The following is an 18,541-nucleotide window of genomic DNA, read 5'->3' as shown; positions in this document are numbered from 1 at the left end:
CTCCTTAAATGATGTGAGCCGCGTCAAACAACTGGATCGATGCCTGGCGGGTCGCCACCTCGTGCTGAAACTCCCCCCACATCGCGCGCAACGTCTGGCTGGCCTCGCGCACGATCTGGTTAGGATCTTTCACATCGCCATGCACGGTAATGGGCATGACCGGAGCGAAGGTGAATGACTGGTCAACCTTTGCCGGCTCAGACTTCGACTTCTCGACCGGCTTGGCGGCTACCGCAGCCGCTGCCTGCGCCGGTACGGGCGGCGGCGATTCCTTGACCAGGGCGCGCACCACTGCACCAGGTGCAGGGCCTGGCTGCCTTACTTGAGCAGTGGCATCCGCTGCTGATTCCGTTGACGCCTGCGCCACTGCCGCACCGAGCGCAGGCGCTTCGGCCTTCGGCACCTCTTTGGCCTGGGGTTTGTTTTCAACCACCTTCACTGCCGGCGCCTTGGCCACCGCCGCTCCAAGCACCAGGGCCTCAGCCTGCGGCGCCTCTTTGGCCTTTGGCTGTTCCTCGGCTACTTGCTCCGCCGGATCATCGCCGAACAGCTTTTTACCCAGCCAGCCGCCGACTGACTCGCCACCCATGCCACCCAACACCATGCCAATGGCACCACCGACGGCGCCGCCGATTGCGGTACCGAGCACTGGCACGACGGAGCCCACCGCAGCGCCAACCGAGGCACCATAAGCACCCCCTGCCCACGCGCCGGCTACACCACCGGCCAGTCCACCATACCCCTCTGCCTTCTCATCGCGCGTTTCAGCGTTCATTGCCACATCAAGCACACCAGGCACCGCATCGATCAGCCTGCCACCGGGCACCTTCGACAACGCCTTGGTCACGCCGCGTACGCTATGCACAGCACGCGCAACGCCACCCACCTCCCCCGCAATGCTGCTGGCACCAACAAGCGTGGGCGTGGCCGGCGCAGGCGGCAAAGGTACTGTGGGGACTTTGGCCACCGGCACCTGAACTTTTGGGGACCTGACTAACTGCGACCGTGGCGGAGCACTTGGAGCGCGGCGCCCGTCCGCCAGTGATCCAGCCCGCCGGCGCCGACGTCGACGCGCTCGGCGACTGCCAGGCTCACCAGGCCCTGCGTCTGCGACACTGCCACCCAGCCGCCCGAAGGCGTCGGCATTCACAACGAAGACCCGTTGCGGATCGCTTCCAATGCCACTCAGTGGACCACTACTGGCTGGCACTTCCAGTCCACGGCCGAAGGCATCCAATCCAGCGTCCACCAGAGGCATTCCCGTCTTGGGCACCGGCAATCCGCCCGGCGCCTCCACACCTTTGCCGCCGCGCCGGGCACCAATGGAACGCCCCCGCGCCACGTTGTATACACCACGCGCGACCTTGATCCCGCCCCGAGCGGTCAGTACCGCGCTGACGGCTGCCGCCAAACCGGCCAGGCCCATGATCACGGCTGGGAACTTGTCCGACAGCTTAGTCATGCCCTGCAATATCGCCGTCAGCCCCTGAGCGACTGCGTCAGTCGCAGGGCGGATGGCGTCACCCACACTGCGCATCGAGTCGCTCCAGGCCTGGCCGAGCTCCGCCCAGCGTTGCGACGACGTTTCGCGACGTTCTGCCAGGTTCTTGTCCAGAATGCCGGTCGCGTTCTGCGAGTCAGCCTTCAGCTGGCTGTACAACCCACGGTTTTGCGCATAAGCGGTCAGTGCGGCCTTGACCTGCATGTCAGCGAACAGATCGCCAGTACGCAGGGTTTTCTCCAGGGCCTCCAACGCCGCCTTGGCTTTCTCCGGATCGACTTCCTTGTCGATGTTGGCCTGAGCGTCCTTCATCTTCTTGGCCTTCGCCGGGTCGGTCGCCTCGACGTATTTCATGGCCAGGGCCATGGACGACTCGATGACGTTCATACCCTTCTGCAGGCCCGTGTTCAGCGAGGCCTGGTAGTCGATGCCCACATCCTTGTAGGCCTTGACCACTTCACCGGAGCCGATCTTCTCCATCCAGTTTTTGAAGTTGTTCGCTGCTTCGTCCGAGCTGCCAGCGGTCTTCATCTGCACCTGCAGCATCGCGCCCAAGGACGAAACCGAAGCCATACCGGTGACGCCGTTCTTCTCCATCCCTGCGAGCAGCTGCGGGAACCACTTGGCCATGTCGCTGGCCTCGAAGCTGCCCGCCTGACCTTGGTAGGCAATGGCCTCAAGCGCCTGCTGCATGACCTTGGGATCGGTGATCTTGGCGTTCTGCTGCAGCGCCATGATCATGCTGGCTGTGTCGACGCCTGAGGCGCCCTGACCGATGGCGAACTTAGCCGCCGTCGGGGCGTAGGCCATCGCCTTGTCCAATTCCATGCCAGCGCCGACCAACTGGTTGATCAGGTCGGCCACCTCGTTGCGCCCCATGCCAGTGTCTTTCGCCGTCTGGATTACCGTCCGGCTGAGCTGCACTTCCTCAGGCTTGTTGACCGCATCGGCCTTGATCGCGATGTCGCGGATAATTGCCTGATAGTCCGCACTGATCTTGGTCGGGATGGCGGTCAGCCCTACCCCTACAGCAGCTGCACCTACATTGGTTTTCAGGGACGCTTTGCCAGCGTTGATCTGTTGATGTCCCGTCAGCTGCAGGTCGGCGCTCTTCGCATCCCGTGCCAACCGCTGATACTCGCGGCTGAGCCGGCCGACCTCGACGCCTTGCTTACGCAGTGACTCCAAGTTGCCGTTGAGCTTGCGCAGCAGCTTGTCAGCCCCAGCAGCACCGGTATCGTGCGCCCGCTTCCATTCGGCCTGCAGCTTGATGGTGTCGCCAATGGTGCCCTTGAGCACCTTGGCCTTGTTGCTCGTCTGTTCGAGCTTCTGGATACGCCCTTGAACGTCCTTGAACGCAGCACCGACTGACCCTGCAACGGTTCCACCGATCTCCAGGGCTAACTTCATCTTTGCCATCAGCTACCCCCTACTCAGTCGGCGAGCCACCAAAGCATCTCCTCGAAGGACATGCCCGATATCTCAGCAGCCGAGAAATTCAGCTCGGCGGCCAGGCGTCTGGCCAGCCGCTTCTGCTTGTCCGCATCAAACGTCGTCGTCTTGCACCAGGCGAAAGTAGCCAGTCTGCAGGCGGCTGTAGTCTTTCAGCGTCAGGCCTTCCAGATCCTTGACCCCGACTTCGGCGAGCGAGGCGAACAAATTGAGCTCGCGCTGTTCATCGTCCTCGCCGACGCCTTGCTGGGCCGCGCGAATGTCGCGCACGGTGGGCGAGCGCAGGCTGACCTTGTCGACCTGCACACCGTTCATGTCGGTGGGCTTGCTTAGCGTTACGGTAACGCGGTCGGCGGCCAGGTTGAGCCAGGCCGGGAGTTTCTTGGTGGTCATGGTGGTATGTCCTCGAGTTCGGAAGAGAGAGGGTTACAGGCCGAGAGCGGCGCGCTGCGAGGCCAGTTGGTCAACGCCGTTGATCACGCGCTTCATGCCCAGGGCGTCGATTTCATAGATCAAGACGCCGTCGACCTCCAGCTTGTAGTAGGTCAGGCTCACGGCGTGCTTGAGTTCGGCCTTGTCGCCCGGTTTCCAGTCGCCCATGTCGATCTCTTTGAGGCTGCCGCGCAGGGTGACCACCACCGGCTTGATCACGCCTCTTAGGCCCTTGAAAGCGCCCCGGAACGTGCCGTTGAACGCGGTGCCATCGGCCAGGCCGAAGAACTTCAACGACTCACGGCGCACGCCGGTAGTGGTGAAGTTGGCTTCTTGCTTCTCCATGCCTTGGTCCATTTCCACCGGCATATCCATGCCGCCGGGGCGGTGCTCCTCCATCTTGAGGGTGAGCTTGGGCAGGGTCAGGCTGGGCACATCACCCTGGAAGCTGACGCCGTCCACGAACAGGTTCAGGTTGGCCAGGGTTTCGGGAATCATTGCCATGTAAAACGCTCCTTATGCGGCCGAGTCGAGGACTTCGGTCAGCCATTGATTGGTGATCTCGACGCGGAAATTCGGGTTTTCCGCCGGCGGCACGTCGGTAAAGCGGATGTTCCAATACACCTTGCCCTGCTCCAGCTGGCTGGCGGTGTTCAACTCGGTATCCGCATACACCTCAAAGTTGATGATTGCGCCCTGATTCTTGAGGTCGCGCATGAAGGCTTGCAGGCCTTCCGTTACATCGCTGACGTAGGTCTTGGTGATCGATCGGTCAACCGCCCACTTGTGGCCGTACAGGATGGCGTCCATGACGATATCCATCGTCCGCACGCGGGTGACGAAGGCCCACTTCGGATCGCTCGACAGCGTGCGGTTGCCCCACAGGCGGTAACCGTCGTCGCGAATGATGGTGGTGATATTGGCGTTGTTCAGCAGGTTGGCCCGGCAAGTGTCGTCGCCATCCAAGAACTCCACCGAGCGGGTGGTGCCGGTGATGCCGACGAACTCTTTGTTCGACGGCGAAGCCCAAAAGCCGTATTCGCTATCCGTCCAGGCGAACAGGCCGGCCACCCAGGCCGATGCCGGGGCATCGACGGTCGCGTCTGCAGTGGTGTCCCAGTACTTGACGCCAGGGTCCACCATGAACGCGCGCTTGGCGCCGAACTCGGCGGCGTAGGCCATGGCAGCCTCGTCAGTGGTGCCGGGGCCGTCGATGATGGCAATACCGCGCAGCTTGTCGGCCAGGGCCACCAGCGCCGTGCCGACTGCCTGAGTCGCGCTGTGCTTGGGGGTCACCAACAGCCGCGGCTGGGCGTTGAAGCGGCTTTTACCATCGAGCAGCGCCTGCATGCCGGTACGGGTGCCATCGGCCAATACGCCGCCGATAATCGACGACGTCTGTTCGGCCGCATCCGCCACCTTTGCCACGCCACACGCAACGATCACCGCCTTGGCGCGTGTGTAAATCGCTTGGCAGGCCTTGGTGATTGCCGAGTCGGCACCAAAGGCGGCCACCGCCTCGCGCTCACTGGTGATCATCACCAGCTCGTTCGCCTTCGCGGTCGGGGTGCCATCAGCACCAGGGCCAGGGGTGAAGGTATCGACCAAACCAATGATCGAGGACGACGGCAAGGCGATGGTGCGCGCGCCGGTGTCGACGTTCGTTACGGTAACGCCGTGAAAGAATCCAGCCATGTTTACTCCAGATGCGAAAAGGCCCCGCAGAGCAGGGCCAGGTGGTACAGCGGAAAAGAAATCGCCCCGTTAGTGCGGGGCGTTATTGGGTGTACAGATCGATCCAGCTCGGTGGCTGCGGCCGCTGCAGTGCGTCAGGGAAGGCCTCGACTTGGGGCCAGTCGCGCAGCGCCTGCAGGTACGCCAGAAACTCGGTGAACTGCTCGTTGCTGAGCGTGGTAGGCCGCCCCAGGTCTTGCTCGTCACGGTGCCGGTCGCGCAGCCATTGCCGGGCGGCCAGTTCAGCGTCGCGCCACTGGCGCTCAGCAGCACGGCGTTCGGCCTCGCTTTCTACCTTCACGGAAAACGCGGCATTCGCGTAAAGCCATCCAGGCCTTACCTGCTCACCACAGGCGCGCCATTGAAGGTCAGGGTGATAGCGACCCTCCGGGTCAACATCCGTCGTTTCAACTACGACCCCTTCTTGCACAAGTGCCCACATAGTCATCACCACTGAATAATTACTTGTCCAGCAGCCCCAGCGCCACCGGCGTAACCGGTATAAGCACCAGAACCACCACCCCCAGGGCCAGCGGCCGCGCCACCAACGACCGGAGCTTGGCTTGCGCGAACGCCTGGACCACCGCCAGTACCACCTTGGGTGCCGTAGTTCGAGAACCCAGGGCCAAGCGTGGTATTGAAATCGCCACCAAAACCAAGCCCCCCAGTCCCCCCAGCATTCGCCGTCCCGCTATTGCCTGCGCCCCCTACACCACCAGTTGCAGACAGGTACGCACCAAAGGACGAAGTGCCACCTGTTCCACCCTGGCTGCCGGACTCGGTAGCGCCCGCCCCGCCAGCACCCACCGTAACTGCCACCGACGTGACACCCGACAGGTCTACAAGGCGCTGAGACATACCGCCACCGCCACCACCCGCTGAACCAATCCCAGCAGAGGGCGAAAAGCCACCGCCGCCGCCACCACCAATGACCGTTAGCCAGGCCTTTTTAACGCCCGCCGGAACTGTCCAGGTGAAGACCCCGGCGGTCTTATAGGTCTGCGTCCCGCGAAATGGTCCATGACGGCTGGTAGTGACTTCTTCCCAATCGGTCCAAGTTTTCCCCGAGGTTAAAGTGCGAATAGCTTGCTTAACATCCCCGCCGGCAAGCCCTGCGCTCAAGGTCTGTACCAAGTGACCAGAAGCGCCAAGCCCATCGACCACCATGCAGTGACGCTGGGCTGCATTCCAACCCGATGGCAGGTTCACCAGTCCCGAAGCGGCAGTCAGGTAGTTACCCGGAACCTGAAAACTGTTCATATCCGCTTCAGTGGTGACAATGGCGGAGCCGGCGCCAAAGGACCCGACGGTCAGCATCGCTCCCGCCGCAATATCGGAAGCATTTGTTTGCTTTGGCGTATTCAGGCTGGTCCAAAGCTGCCCCCACTCCGACCATACGCCGTTCGAATTACGCGTACGGATGAAAGCTATCGGGGTATTCGTGTTGACCAGGGAATCCCAAATTTGAGTAGCCATGTTGCTACTCCACCGCTCCATGTGGAAAAGCGTGCCATTGGCAATGGCACCGACACCCAAGCCTGCAGGATAGGTAGGCTTAACGCCGGCGGTGGTGCCAGTGACCATGTACACGCCCGTTTCGCTGACCGAGTCGATATTAGTGATCACGTTATCGGCACTGGCCGCGCCTAGCCCATAACGCCCCATCAGCGCGCGGACAAAGGCCGTCGTAGCCAGCGACGTGTCGTTATCCGTAACAACCGGCGTCGGCGCTCTTGGGTCACCTGTAAACACAGGACTGGCCAAAGCCGCCTTAAGCGCCAAGGCGTTGGTCATGGTGGCGGCGAAGTGCGGATCATCGCCCAGCGCCGCCGCCAGCTCGTTCAGCGTATCCAACGCAGCCGGCGAGGAGGCCACCAGCGCCGCGATAGCGGCTTGCACAAACGCCGTATTGGCCAGCCGCGTACTGTTGTTGCCCGGCGCTTGGGTCGGGGCCGTGGGTGTACCAACCAGGGCCGGGCTGTCGAGCGCCGCCTTAAGCGCCAGGGCCTGGTCGATCTGCGTCTTGGTGTACACGTCAGTCAGGCCATAGCCCGCCACCGTGGTCGGGTTACTCGCCGCCGTTACCCGCCCGTAGGCATCCACCGTGACGCTACGGTAAGTGCCAGCGGCCACACCGGTTCGCCCAAACGCCATTTCATACGCCAGGGCGGTGACGCCCAAGGTAATCGGCGCATCGGTCACCAACTGCCATGCACTGTCGCCATTGACGGTGCCGCGCTCGACCAGCACCAACATGCCCGGCGTCACCTTCGCACTGGCGTCCGCATCGGTGCAGCGGGTCCAGGCGCCGCCCGCGACGACCAGGTACAAGCCGTTGTCCTTGGCAGCGGCTTGGTTCTTCACGAGCACCCGCGCGCCGGCGGTCAGCGCCACGCCGTCGACCGTCTGCAAGCCGCTCAGCGTGATCGGCGCCGTGGTGGCCGCGACTACCGAGTGCTTGAAATCCTGCTTGGCCAGTTCCTCGGTAACCCATTCGCGGGTAGCCAACACAATGGCCGGATCGATCTTGAGTTGCACATTACTGGAACTGCTGACGATCAGATTGAGGCGCACCACCTGGGTACGCCCCGAGCCCTGGCTAAGCAGCGGCTTGAAGGTCGGCGGGCAGTTGGCCACCGCCACCATGTCGCCGTCCGCATCGTATAGAGCGATTTCCCGAATCCACTTGCCGCCCACGTCGGCCGGAATGATCTGCTCGGCGATGATCACTGCCACGTTATTCGGGTCGGCCTTCAGCTGGTTCAGTGGTGCACGGCGCCATTCATTGAGCAGCGACGTTTGCGTGGCCGTCGGCAGGGGGTGCGGTGGGTTTTCCAGGCCTCCCGGGTTACCGTCGCCTACGGCCATTTGCGAGAAGGTCCAAGGGACACCGAGAGCGTCGGCGTTGGCCTGCTTCGCGGCACCGATATTGGTCAAGATCGCGTAAAACTGTGAAGTCTGGTCAACCATAGTTAACGTCCAGATAGTCAATGGTGTGGTCGCGGCCGCCCCGCCCGATTTCGCCGGAGACTTCCAGGTCAACCGCCTCGGGCGGGTACACGTCGAGTTCGTCGCCGTCGTAGTGCGAAGTGGCCAAATAAAGGTTGCCGGTGGTTTCAAGGCTGATGGCCAGTCCGATCATGTGTCGGCTCACCGGCCGGGCGTCATCGATCAGCGCCGACAGCTCCTGATAGGTTTCTTCACTGATGCCCTCCTCGGCTACGCCCACCTTGAGCTCGAAGGTGCCGGGCACGCCCTGCGGCGCCGTCTGCCACCACTCCACCACCTCGATCAGGTAGCCGAACGGCTCGACCACGCGGCGCAGCGCGCCGATGGTTCCTTTGTGCGCGTGGATGTAGAACGACGAGCGAATCACCGAGCGCTTGACCGCCTCTGACCAGCGATCGTCCCAGCGGTCGACCGACCACGCCCAGGCCAGCAGGTACAGTAGGCCTGCCGGGCAGGTATCGGGGTTGTAGAGGCGCCGTAGCATGATCGCTAGGTCTTCGTCGGCGGCGCCCTCCAAGGCAGCCTCCAACGACGTGCGGTTGAGCGGTAGCAGGCTGCGCATTACTCACCCCGCTCGACGACGAAGCTCTCGCACCAGGCCGCCTGGGCCTTGGTTGGTCGGATATCCGCCCAGTCGGGCAACTCGACGCGGGTCACACCGCTGATGTGCAGCTGCGCGTCAATGGCCGAACGCGATACCTCGAAGCCCAACCGGCGCCGGGGGTTGATCCAGGCCGCCAGGCGCGCCCGACACTCGGCGAGCACGCCCTCACTTTCCGGCCCCGTGCTGGCCATGTAGACCTTGGCGTTGATCTGGTACGGCAGAATGTCGGCGCTCTGCACAACCACCCTATCCGCCACCGGCCGCACGTCGTCGTCGTTCAAGTAGGCATCCACCAACGCCAACAGCTCGGCCGAGGCCGTGCCATTACCCTCACGGGCCAGCACGGTGACCTCGACCACCGCCGGCGACGGGCTTTCGGCCGTGGCGTCGGCTACCTGCCCCGATGCGTTACGCGCATGCAGGATGTAGCTGTTTCGCGGGCCTGCCGTGGTCAATCCCTCGTAGACCAGTTGTACCCGCTCGCGCAGGGCGTCGTCTTCCTCGAGCACCTGGGCCACCGGCGGAACCGCCGTCAGATCCTCAGCCTGGACGACCAGGCGCGACAAGCTGACGTTGGCCGCCAGGTGGTCCAGGTCGGCGCCAACGGCATAGGCCAGCATCAGTGCCCTGGCCGCGTCGTTGATCCGCGCACGCATTAGCAACTTGCGGTAGGCGCCGACTTCCAGCAGCTTGGTGACCGGATCGCTCTCAAGGTTTGCGCTCCAGTTGCCGCCCATCAGCTCGCGAAAAGCCGTCAGGTCGGCCTGATACAGCACCTCAAAATCCAAGTCCTCCAGCACCTGCGGTACCGGCAACTGGGACAAGTCAATGGCGCTCATGCACTTACCTCCAATACCACGCTGTCGCCGACGTAGGTGCCGGACAGCGACAGGGTGACCTGCCCGTCCAGCACCGCCACCACGCGCACGCGCTCCAACTTCAGGCGAGGCTCCCAGCGCCCCAACGCGCGTGCCACCTCGGCTTGTACCGCGCTTTTCCAGCCTTCGTTAACCGGTAGGTCGACGTATCGGCGCAGGTTGCTGCCGTACTCCGGACGCATGCGGCGGCTGCCGACGGGCGTGGTCAGAATGTCCTCAATGGATTGTTTCAGATGGGCCGTGCCGGACAGCGGCTGCCCCGTTCGGCGATCCAGTCCGATCATGGGCCTATCCCTGCAGCTGCTCGAAGTCGGGCCGTTTGCGGAGATAGGTGATTGCTGCCGCGTCATCCCCCATCACCACCACTCGCGCTCCTTTCACCAGCAGTTGACGCCAGTCCGGCATCAACAGGATGCGTTCGGTGTACACCTTGTCTCGAAAGGTGATCGGCGTTGTCGATATCGGCTCAGGTGTGACCACCTGCCCCACCACCTCATCGAGGGCCTCTTTTTCTACTTTGGCCATGATTCCTCCAGATATGAAAAAGCCCGCATTTGCGGGCTCGATTCAGTGTTTGTGGTTGGCCGTGTTGCCGGCCGTATCGATGATCCGGCCACCACCGTTGATATCGCCGGTGACCTGCAGAGGTCCTACGATCCTGACGTTACCGGTCAGCGTGATGTTCGCCGACTCAGCCGTGATGGCGTCGTTAGTGAGCACCGCCTTGGTGTCTCCCACCTCAATGGTCACCGTGCCGGACGGCACTTTGATGGTGTAACTGCTGGCCTGCCAGTCGTAGATCAGGGAACCACCGTCATCGAAACGCCAAACCTCGACGCTCTCGCGATTGTCTGGCTGGGCACCGGCGTTGCCGTAGAGGCCCGGCACGAATGTGCCCTGCGCTGGCTCGCCGCTCGGACTGATCAGCACGCCCTGCTCCCCCATGCTGGGCGCCCGCCAGTGACGGGCTTTGCCAGCCGCCTGGGCGTGCCAGCGAACCCAGGCGCTCGTCCAGTTCCCGCCATCCGAAACGCGAACACGTGCCGCCGCGAGGTCGATACCCACCACAGTGCAGGGGATCAGCATGCTGGCCAACATGCGGTCATGCTGAGCCGAGACGTAACTCATGTCATAACCTCCGGCGCCTGGTACTGATGTTCGCTACCGGGACCAGTGTTAGGGCTGAAGCCAAACACCAAACTACCAGGCGGCTGGTTAGGCCATGGCCACTCCTCGACACCCAGATAGATAACCTGCACCCACTCAACGACCCAAACGGCATAGCCATCCAGCTCAGGGCGAGTCCAGTCCCGCTCCGCACGGATAAACTCGGCAAACTCCACTGGCAAGCCCCATGACTGCATCCGCAGAAGCACCGCCAGCTGCGCAGCAACGAATGCCGCCACGTGCAGGCAATTCGCCTCCTCTTGGCCAACGATCACGCGAGCCTCGAACCGCGCCTCCACCGCGACCTCGCCGGTGCCAGGGTCCTTTTCTGCCGCCTCGAACCCCGCCAGCTCGATCACCACCGCCGGCGGCGTGATCGTCCTGATGCCCTCCGGCATAGTCCCGACATAGGCCAGGCCAGGAATCGCTTCCTTGATATGTTCCTCCATGGCAGCGAACACCTGCCCGAGAGGTATCGGATCGTCATCCATTGCCCGACCTCCGCAAATACTTTTGTAGCTCGAAGTTCATTTCCTGCTCCATCACTACCTGCAGGCGCTCGTGCGCTTTACTGGTCCAGGTCTCGAAGTGCGCTCTGGTGTGATCCAGCGAGATCTTCGCCTTGGCCAAGGGAAAGCGGCTGTCGTTCTCTGAGATCCAACCGGAGCTGCGACCTCCGCTACCTGACACTTCGCTGTCGGGATAGTCCTTAGCGTCGAAGTGCTTGCTGGCCGTCCGAATCCAGATGTCTGGGCTGCCGCCGTAGACACGTTTGAAAAACGCGCCTTCGTAGCGTCGCCCTGCCACCGACACGCCCGAGCGGCTCTGTCGCGGCCGGCCAGCTCGACTGGCTTCGATTGGGTTGATACCGAACCACAAGCGGCCCAGCCCATTACTGGAAACCGGGAACGCCTTAAGACGCTGCCGCACTGCGGCAATTGCAATGCGCTCCTGACGCCCTACATCGCGAGCGATGTGCGTCCGAAGCCAGCGGAGAACCTTGTTGATAGCCCGCCGCTGCGCCGCCGCAACCGCCTTGGGGAACATTTGCGCGAAGTCCTGAAAGGCCTTCAAGTCCTGCGGGTCGACCCGCAGCGAGATCATCCCGCCGAGGGCCGACTGCTTGTAGTAGCTGCCAACACTCATGGTGCTTTCCTCAGCACAAGCGCGACCAGGCCATCACCACCCGGCTCACTCGTCACAATGGTGTAATTCCCGCCGCCATCCTCAGGCGGCAGATCAATGAACACCTTCTGCCTAGCCTCGACCCCCGCGTTGTCACCGACCCGGATCACCAAGTGCGGCTCACGCAGGGCCGTGCGAATCTGGCCGAGCTTGGGCTGGAGCCAGGGCGCGGAGAACATGCCGAGCACATCGCGCCCCTCGATCTGCGCCGGATCGCCCAAAACCTCGAAAACGGTGTCGTCAACGTCGGCCAGCAGCTCTCGGAAGGCCATGGTCAGCGCGTCAAACGAATGATTGCACGGGGGCGGGTCACCAAGTGCAGCGGGTTCGACTGGGCCTCACCGGCCACGCCCTTCTTGAATGGCATCACTTCAAGTTGGCTGTAGTACGGCAGACCCTCGGTGTTCACCGTGTCCATATAGTCAGCCGGCGCGAAGCGAGTGATGCATAGCCCCGGCACACCTTCCGGCACTAAGCGCGCTTCGTCGTCGTGCACAAACGAAATGCCCGCAACCTTGCCGCGATAGCGCTCCCAGGTGATGCCGCCAAACTCGAACGATTCTCGACCGTCGGCACGCAGCGCCGAGGCATACTGGGTACCCTCGTAGGTCTTCACGACGCTCTTGTGCTCAATCAGATCGCGCCAGAAGTTCTTGCCGCAGAAGGCTCGCGCCCCCGCAGTAGTTGAGGCGCCCAGCGCTTCCTCTTGCGCATCCAGCGCGTCTACACACTTTACCCGCACCTTGGTGTCCGGGTTGCCCAGCTCCATCGGGATGACAATCGGCTGAAGGCCGAAACGGGCAAAAATGTCGAGGAGCACAGTGCTACCGTCTGCGTCGAGCACGTAGCCGTTCAAAGCGCTCATTCGATGAAATTCGTGGGTTGCATCCAGCTGGCGACGGGCCTTCGCCAAACGCTTATTGACGACATCCTGCACAGCCTGCAACTCGGTTTGTTCACCGAAAGCACGAATGCCCTGGATCTCATCCGCCTTGATTGCGAAACGCTCGGGGAGATGCACTGTGTTGAAGGGCAGCAGGATCCGCTTACTGCCGTTGACCACCAGCCCGGAGGAACCACGCTCACCGGCTGGGACCAAAGCCAAGGTGTCACCATCCTTTTCTACCTGGACGGTCACAGTGGTGACGCCCTCCTCCTCGAACAGCCCCAGTTCGGCCAAGCGACCTGGCACGAACGGTTGCTCGTTGATCGCAGCAGTGAGCGCTGGAACGGAGAATGCGTTGTCTTCGAAAATATCAATGTCGGCCATGAGGCCCTCCAGAAATGCAAAACCCCGCACTTGGCGGGGTCAGGGTGAAGGTGGGTCGCTGTCAGCGAACGATAATGAACTGGGCCGCCAGGGCTTTTTCGCCGTCGGGATCGAGGCCAGTCAGCAACGCCTCGCTCACTTCAGCCAGGCGCACGACTGCACGACCACGGCGCACCACCTCGGAGGACGCGACCGAAGCGAACAGGATGCACTTGGCCGTCTCGCTGCCGTCCTCGGCCTCGGGGCTGTACGGGGCGAATTGCCCGTTGGCGGTGAGCTGGCCGAGCACCTGGCCTGCCACCAGGGCTTCGCCGGGCGCCAGTTCGATCACTTCGCGGGAGATCTTGCCTGCGCCCTCGGACAGCAGGAATTCGCCGGCATGAACCGGCTCTACGTAGGTGTTACTCATGGTCAGGCTCCTCGGCCAGGACGGGATTGGGTGGCCTGCCGGCGGGCAGACCAGATGCTGCTGGGGTTCGGGGTTTTCGCCTGGACCTTCTCCGGCGCGTCATCAGCTGGAGGCAGGCTGTTATCGATCTCGAAGCCCTTGCCACCCCCTACAAGCTTGTCGAACAGACGCGCCCGAACTGCGGTTGCATCCAGGCCGGCCCGGACGTACTCGCCGGTCATCTCGGGCAGGCGGGCTGCAACACAGAGATCCCGCACCGCCTTGGCGCGGGTCAACGCCGCCTGCACCGTGGCTTCGTCCGCCAGCTTGGTCGAGGCGATCAGCGGCTCGACCAGGTTGCTGATACCGACCGCGCTGCAGGCCTGGGTGATCATCAAGGCCAAGGCCGCGGACTCACTTGCGGTAGGCGTCGAGGCGACAGGTTCGGCCTCGGGTTCCGGTTCAACGGGTGCAGCCGGTTCCTCCTTGCTGGCCTTGAGCTCATCCAACAACGCCTGCGGGGTGTTCCGATAACGCGCCATAGTGGAACCTTGCCCCAGGCATGCCTGGACCTTCACGTCAGTGCTGACTTCATCGGCCAGCCCCAGCGCAAGAGCTTCCGAGGCCGTAAGCCAGCTTTCCTCGTTGATCAGTCGTCGCAACTCCGCATCATCGATGTTCGGCGCCTTGGCCTTGTATGCCGCGATCATGGCCTCGAAGGCCTTATCGAGCACATCCGCCACCCGGCGAAGATCCTCGGCATCACCGCCCACCCACGTGTACGGGTTGTGGATCATCAGAAAGTCGCTCGAGCGCATGATCACGCGGTGGGCGCCGCAGACCGCCACACTGCCTGCACTGGCGGCCAGGCCATCAACCCGCCCGGTACAACGCTCGCCCAACCGCCTCAGCGCGTTATGGATGGCAAGGCCCTCGAACAGGTCGCCGCCGTTGGTGTTAAAAGCCACCACGACCGGCGACACACCGTCGTCCACTGCCTTGAGATCCTGGATGAACTGGTAGGCAGTGATGCCCCAGGCACCAATCTCGCCGTAGACATAGACTTCGATGACCTTCGAGTCGGCATCACCTTCCGGCGCCGCAGCGGTGATCGAATACCAATGCCCATCCTCGACTGGCAGGAGGGCCTTGGCCTTGTTGAAGACGCGGAATGGCATCAACGGTCTCATTGTTTCCCCTTCTCATCGGAGTCATCAGGCTCGTCATCAATCGCCGACAAGCCGTTGTATTTGAGGCCCAGGGCATGCGCCCGAGCGATGTCGGTGGCGTTCTCTTCATCGACGATCTCGGCGTCGGTGCCTGACCGCAGGCACATCTCGCTGCGGGAGGTGAAGCCCGCAGCGACTTCAAGCATGCGGGCCTGGACGTCCTGAACCGGCTGGATGTACGCCCAGCCCTGCGGCACCCAGCGTGTACGCTGGTACATACGGCGGTTGAGGGTGTAATCCTCCAGATCCAGCGCCCCAGCCAGAAATGCCATGTCCATCCAGGCCGCCCGCACCGGGCGACACAACTGGTGGACGTAAACCGAAAACTGCAGCTGCTCCAGGCGGCGGCGAAACTCGTTCAGCACCACCCGGATGACGCGGTCGTTGACCCCGCGCATGTCGCCGGTCATCAGCTCATAAGGCAGACCCGCACCAGCGGCGGCAGCCATCAGCTGCTGTCGCATGAAATCGGGGTAGTTGTTGCCGCCGTCAGGCGGGTCGGAGAACTCCACCTGCTCGCCCGGCCCCAGCTCCTGCATCGTGCCGGGCTCGAGAGCCACCATGGGGGTGAAGGCATCGCGGTCATGCACAATGGCTCCGCCTGTGATCATGTCCATGGGCGGAACGCCTCCCGCTTCTGGCGCTGGCTTGCGAACGAAGCCCGCGAACAGGTTGGCCACCTCCTGCCGGAACAGCACCGCATCGTCGTAGTTGTCCAGGCTCCGCAGGCGCTTGAGGATCGGTGCCAGGCGGGGCACCCCTCTCAACTGGCCGGGCTCCAGCGGCTCGAAGATGTGCAGCATCTGCTCAGCCGGGACCCGCACAAGCGGGTTGTAGCCGGCGTTGAGCGAGGCCTTGTCGCTGGGGTGGTTGCGATAACACCAGTAGGCCACCCGACGGCCAATGCCATTGAACTCGATGCCGGCACGGATGGTGTTGCCGGAGCGTGTCATCTCGAACTTGTCGTGTGGCACGAACTCGGGCGCGAGACATTGCACCTGCAGCGGTACCGCCAGGCCATCCTCCAGTCGGCGCGGCCGCAGGCGCACGAAACATTCGCCGGACTGCTCAACCGTGCGCGCCACCAAGGCCTGCTGGCCGTAGAAGTCAGTGCGCTCGTCGGCGTCCGACTCGTCCACCCAGTCTTCCCACAACTCCTGCATGGCTTTGCGCAGGGCTTTGTCGAGCAATCGAGGCTGCGGCGTGATGCCGGTGCCGATCAGGTTGCTGACCCGCTTATCGATGATGTTGGCCGCATATGGGTCATTGCGGACCGCTGCCCGTGACCGCGAGCGCAGATTGCGTAAAGCCGGCATGATCAGGCTGTTTGGCCCCGTGTCTGGGGCATCCCAGCCAGAGGAACGCCGTCCTTCTGCGGCGCCCTCGTAGCTAGCCTTGATCCGCTCGGGTACCAAAAGCCCCGAACGCGTGGAGATATAGCGGCCGCTCACAGCCCCTTACCTCCATGGTGAAGCCGGACCACGCGGGAGCGGGGGCCGGCAGCCTGAGCCAGCTCGGTTCGGATCTGAGCGCGGACCTTCATGAGCTCATCTACTGAGCGATATTCGACGGTGCGGTCGCTGTAGCGAACGATCCGTTCGCCACGCGCAATCGCACGCTCGACAGCAGCGAGTTGTGCCGGGGTATATGCCATGTCAGCGTCTCTTCAGATAGCCGCTGCTGGAGCTGCGGCGTTGCATTGGTTGAGGTGCCGGGCGGTGCGGCGGTGGAGCCGGGCGTGGCGCGGGCCGAGCTGGGGGCGGTGTCGCTGGTACGGGTTCGTCGGCGGCATCACCGTCGTCGTCATCGTGCTCGATGACTGGTTGCTTCGTTGATGTTGGCTCATCAAACAGACTCGCCTGAGCCAGCGCCTGCCGCAGCTTGTCCCAGTCTTGCTCGCCGTATCGATGCAGGCCGAGGTAGTTGGCCATCGCCAGGTTGTACACCATGAGGTCGAGTGCCTCGTTGCGGTCGGCCTTACCCTTGACCCACTCGATCCGCTTGTACCCTTTCACATAGCGAGCGATCTTGCGTTCGGCCACGCACTGCTGGAAGAACTCATCCGGCAGATCCTTGGGGAAATGCAGCGCACCCGGCCCGGACTCGAAGCTGTAACGGTTGTAGATCCAGTCCTTGGCGGTATCGGTACCCACCATCCACAGCTCGGCGCCGTTGCGTTCGGTCTGGCCCTTCCAGGTGACATCCACCAGGGAGGGCCGCTGGGCGATTACCGGCTTGCCCGGCTTGCTCGCCCCTTTCAGCGCAAAGATGTTGCGCCAACGGCGGACACGGGTGAATTGGTAAACCTCATGGGTATGGTGACCACCGGAGTCGATACCGACAGCCACGATGCCCAGGCTCACGCCGCAGGGATGGCGATACCGGACCTTCAATCGCTCGTCCAGCAGATCCCACGTGCGCTGGTCAGCCGGGTCACCGGGGATCACCTGGTGATCGATGACCCAGCGCTCCATGCCAGCACCGTAGCCCTGGGTCATCAACTCCAGGCGATTGGCCTGAACGTCGACCGCGCCGGTGATCACCAGGACACCGACAGGCACGGTACCGAGGACATAATCCTCCTGCAGCGCTCGCGCCTGTAGCACCTCGGCCTTGGTCTGCTCGACCGCGCTGTCCCACACCTTCGCCAGGCGGGTGTTGTAAAACACCTGCATGGGCTCAAGGTCGCCTCGGTCCTGGGCACGCTTGGCCTTCTCGAATTGCTTGGCAAGGTCAGCCCATGAAGTCCAACCGAGCGGGGCATAAAGTGCGTTGAGGTGGAAGCCCACGGTTTCACCATCACCCTGGGCGTGTGACCGCCACTCCCCTTGGGCGAGCATCTCACCCTTGTGATGTTCCTCGATCAGCACATCGCAATCGGGCGCGGAGCACTTGTAGTGGACGGTCTGGAAATCAGCGGAGTACAGCAAGCGCTCCCACTCCAGCACCTGCTTATAACCGCAGGTTGGACAAGGCACGTAGTAATACCGCTGGTCACTCGTCTCGAACAGATCGGCGATGCGTGAGGCACCCTTGATGGTCGGCGAGCTGGAGAAGTAGAACTTGGCATTGCGACCAAAGGTACTGCCCCGCGTCTCGGCAAGATCGACGGGATCGCCCTCTTCATCGACGTCCACGTCCCAGCGGTCAATCTCGTCGCCGTAGATGTAGCGCGCAGCCAGCTCGGCCAGGTTGGAGGCCGAGCCAGCAGTGGTCGCGTACAGCGTGCCGCCCTCGAACTCTTTGGTGTCCATGGTGTTGCGAGCATCCCGTGACCGAGAGGCAGCCACACGCGAATTCAGTTCAGGCGTGGCGGCGATGGTCTTACCGATCCGCGCCGACACCCGTTTGGCCAGGGCCAGACTGGGCAACAACGTCAGGATGTTGGACGGCGCCATGTGGATCAGCGCCCCAATCCAGTTGAGGGCGATCTGCGTTTTCATGAGCTGCGAGGCGACCATCGTAATGACGCGCTTGCAGGGGTGCGCTGGCGACAGGCAGCGCATGGGTTCACGGGCATAAGGCGTCCGTGCTGTGCGGTATTTGCCGGGTTCGGCTGCACCGGTATCACGCGGAATCCGCATGTACTCGTCAGCCCATTCGTCCACCCACAACTCAGGGTCAGGCTTCAGCCCACGGCCATACGCTTCGCGGTACACCTTCGCACCGTCCGCGTATCCGGTGGGCATAGG

The 18,541-nt window shown here is 62.9% G+C and carries 20 protein-coding genes and 1 pseudogene; all 21 read right to left on the bottom strand.

The annotated features are described in order from the left end of the window. Positions 1–4: 4 nt before the first annotated feature. Entirely contained in the window at positions 5–2,920 is a 2,916-nt protein-coding gene (locus ACIPZC_RS21350; RefSeq protein ID WP_400629392.1) for a phage tail tape measure protein, read from the bottom strand. Between the two features lie 126 nt (positions 2,921–3,046). Continuing rightward, positions 3,047–3,346, bottom strand: coding sequence for a phage tail assembly protein (locus ACIPZC_RS21345; protein WP_400629390.1), 300 nt, complete (start codon positions 3,344–3,346; stop codon positions 3,047–3,049). A gap of 33 nt (positions 3,347–3,379) precedes the next feature. Beyond that, entirely contained in the window at positions 3,380–3,889 is a 510-nt protein-coding gene (locus ACIPZC_RS21340; RefSeq protein ID WP_400629388.1) for a phage major tail tube protein, read from the bottom strand. Between the two features lie 12 nt (positions 3,890–3,901). Next, positions 3,902–5,080, bottom strand: coding sequence for a phage tail sheath subtilisin-like domain-containing protein (locus ACIPZC_RS21335; protein WP_400629386.1), 1,179 nt, complete (start codon positions 5,078–5,080; stop codon positions 3,902–3,904). Positions 5,081–5,162: 82 nt separating this feature from the next. After that, entirely contained in the window at positions 5,163–5,420 is a 258-nt protein-coding gene (locus tag ACIPZC_RS21330) for a phage tail assembly chaperone (protein ID WP_400629384.1), read from the bottom strand. A 146-nt stretch (positions 5,421–5,566) separates the two neighbouring features. Then, positions 5,567–6,286 (bottom strand): glycine-rich domain-containing protein, encoded by a 720-nt coding sequence (locus tag ACIPZC_RS21325; protein ID WP_400629455.1) that lies wholly within the window; start codon positions 6,284–6,286, stop codon positions 5,567–5,569. Between the two features lie 576 nt (positions 6,287–6,862). After that, positions 6,863–8,089, bottom strand: a pseudogene (locus tag ACIPZC_RS21320) (phage tail protein); the annotation flags it as partial. Beyond that, positions 8,082–8,690 carry a phage tail protein I gene (locus tag ACIPZC_RS21315; protein ID WP_400629382.1) on the bottom strand — a complete coding sequence of 203 codons (609 nt, stop codon included), beginning with the start codon at positions 8,688–8,690 and terminating at the stop codon, positions 8,082–8,084. The pseudogene ACIPZC_RS21320 and the gene ACIPZC_RS21315, both read right to left, overlap by 8 nt. Next, positions 8,690–9,571, bottom strand: a complete 882-nt coding sequence (locus tag ACIPZC_RS21310) for a baseplate J/gp47 family protein (RefSeq protein ID WP_400629380.1) — start codon at positions 9,569–9,571, stop codon at positions 8,690–8,692. The genes ACIPZC_RS21315 and ACIPZC_RS21310 overlap by 1 nt, the downstream gene beginning before the upstream one ends. Beyond that, positions 9,568–9,894 (bottom strand): GPW/gp25 family protein, encoded by a 327-nt coding sequence (locus ACIPZC_RS21305; RefSeq protein WP_400629378.1) that lies wholly within the window; start codon positions 9,892–9,894, stop codon positions 9,568–9,570. Before ACIPZC_RS21305 ends, ACIPZC_RS21310 begins: the two co-directional genes overlap by 4 nt. A gap of 4 nt (positions 9,895–9,898) precedes the next feature. Then, positions 9,899–10,135: a hypothetical protein gene (locus ACIPZC_RS21300; RefSeq protein WP_400629376.1), complete on the bottom strand. Its 237-nt coding sequence runs from the start codon at positions 10,133–10,135 to the stop codon at positions 9,899–9,901. A gap of 42 nt (positions 10,136–10,177) precedes the next feature. Further along, a complete protein-coding gene (locus ACIPZC_RS21295) occupies positions 10,178–10,738 on the bottom strand; it encodes a phage baseplate assembly protein V (protein ID WP_400629374.1) in 561 nt (186 codons plus the stop codon). Continuing rightward, entirely contained in the window at positions 10,735–11,268 is a 534-nt protein-coding gene (locus ACIPZC_RS21290) for a hypothetical protein (protein WP_400629372.1), read from the bottom strand. The genes ACIPZC_RS21295 and ACIPZC_RS21290 overlap by 4 nt, the downstream gene beginning before the upstream one ends. Then, positions 11,261–11,923, bottom strand: coding sequence for a hypothetical protein (locus ACIPZC_RS21285; RefSeq protein WP_400629370.1), 663 nt, complete (start codon positions 11,921–11,923; stop codon positions 11,261–11,263). The genes ACIPZC_RS21290 and ACIPZC_RS21285 overlap by 8 nt, the downstream gene beginning before the upstream one ends. Continuing rightward, entirely contained in the window at positions 11,920–12,234 is a 315-nt protein-coding gene (locus ACIPZC_RS21280) for a hypothetical protein (RefSeq protein WP_400629368.1), read from the bottom strand. Before ACIPZC_RS21280 ends, ACIPZC_RS21285 begins: the two co-directional genes overlap by 4 nt. 2 nt (positions 12,235–12,236) lie before the next feature. Beyond that, entirely contained in the window at positions 12,237–13,232 is a 996-nt protein-coding gene (locus tag ACIPZC_RS21275) for a major capsid protein (protein ID WP_400629366.1), read from the bottom strand. Positions 13,233–13,293: 61 nt separating this feature from the next. Continuing rightward, positions 13,294–13,641 carry a head decoration protein gene (locus tag ACIPZC_RS21270; RefSeq protein ID WP_152958976.1) on the bottom strand — a complete coding sequence of 116 codons (348 nt, stop codon included), beginning with the start codon at positions 13,639–13,641 and terminating at the stop codon, positions 13,294–13,296. Positions 13,642–13,643: 2 nt separating this feature from the next. Then, positions 13,644–14,810, bottom strand: a complete 1,167-nt coding sequence (locus ACIPZC_RS21265) for a head maturation protease, ClpP-related (RefSeq protein WP_400629363.1) — start codon at positions 14,808–14,810, stop codon at positions 13,644–13,646. Then, the gene (locus tag ACIPZC_RS21260; protein WP_372240545.1) at positions 14,807–16,300 is read right to left on the bottom strand and encodes a phage portal protein; all 1,494 of its coding nucleotides are present in this window, start codon (positions 16,298–16,300) and stop codon (positions 14,807–14,809) included. Before ACIPZC_RS21260 ends, ACIPZC_RS21265 begins: the two co-directional genes overlap by 4 nt. Then, positions 16,297–16,503: a phage head-tail joining protein gene (locus tag ACIPZC_RS21255; protein ID WP_400629361.1), complete on the bottom strand. Its 207-nt coding sequence runs from the start codon at positions 16,501–16,503 to the stop codon at positions 16,297–16,299. Before ACIPZC_RS21255 ends, ACIPZC_RS21260 begins: the two co-directional genes overlap by 4 nt. A gap of 1 nt (position 16,504) precedes the next feature. Then, entirely contained in the window at positions 16,505–18,538 is a 2,034-nt protein-coding gene (locus ACIPZC_RS21250; RefSeq protein ID WP_400629359.1) for a phage terminase large subunit family protein, read from the bottom strand. Positions 18,539–18,541 lie beyond the last annotated feature (3 nt).

It is taken from the genome of Pseudomonas sp. NPDC089743 (genome assembly GCF_044748785.1).
GTDB classification, from domain to species: domain Bacteria; phylum Pseudomonadota; class Gammaproteobacteria; order Pseudomonadales; family Pseudomonadaceae; genus Aquipseudomonas; species Aquipseudomonas putida_X.
The sequence above is the reverse complement of the archived record's forward strand: the minus strand, read 5'-3'. Positions and strand labels throughout refer to the sequence as shown.